General features: G+C 60.5%; 1 pseudogene. It reads right to left on the bottom strand.

The annotated features are described in order from the left end of the window. A pseudogene (locus tag GFD32_RS14535) lies at positions 1-702 on the bottom strand (IS1182 family transposase); the annotation flags it as partial.

Below are 702 nucleotides of genomic sequence, written 5' to 3'. Positions count from 1 at the left end.
TGCAGGTAGCGCATGTTGGCTTCGTTGGCGAAGCCAGTATCGGCCGTCACCACGGTGCCGTCCTGATAGATATTCGGACTGATGCCCAGTCGTCGGTAGCGCTGCACGACGCTCTCCAGCACCGGCTGGAGCGTATGGTGCTCCTGGCCTTCGCCAAAGGCCTGGGCATCGATGATGATCTGGTGTGTCTTGTCGACCGTCGCTACCCCGTTATAGCCCTGAATCGTGCCTTTCCCGGTCGTCATCTTGGCACTGTCGTTGTCGGTGAGGTTGCTCTTCACCTCCTGGCTGCGCTGGCCCTTCCCCTGCCGGGGACGCTGCGTGTTCAGGAACCGGTCGACCTTGGTCATGGCGCTATCGAGGGAGAGGATCGTCTTGGCATGGCGGATATCCCGTGCCATCTCTGCCTCGGTTTCCGCCTTGTCACGCTGGAAGTGCTCGTCCAGATGGTGGCGAATCAAGCGGCGTAGCTTGTCACGCTTTTCACCGAGTTCCTTGAAAGTCCCCGACCACTCCTTGGCCGCATTGGACGACATCTTGCAGCCGTCGATGGCGAAGAGTTCGTTGCCCAGCAGACCTTGCTCGTGGCAGACCAACAGGACCTGCTCGAACAGGGCTTCGATCTCATCGGCGTGACCGCTGACGAATCGGGCGAGTGTGGTGAAGTGCGGCACGGTATCGCAGGACAGCGCCTTGAACAGG

The organism is Halomonas faecis (genome assembly GCF_010993975.1).
GTDB lineage: Bacteria > Pseudomonadota > Gammaproteobacteria > Pseudomonadales > Halomonadaceae > Halomonas > Halomonas faecis.
The sequence above is the reverse complement of the archived record's forward strand: the minus strand, read 5'-3'. Positions and strand labels throughout refer to the sequence as shown.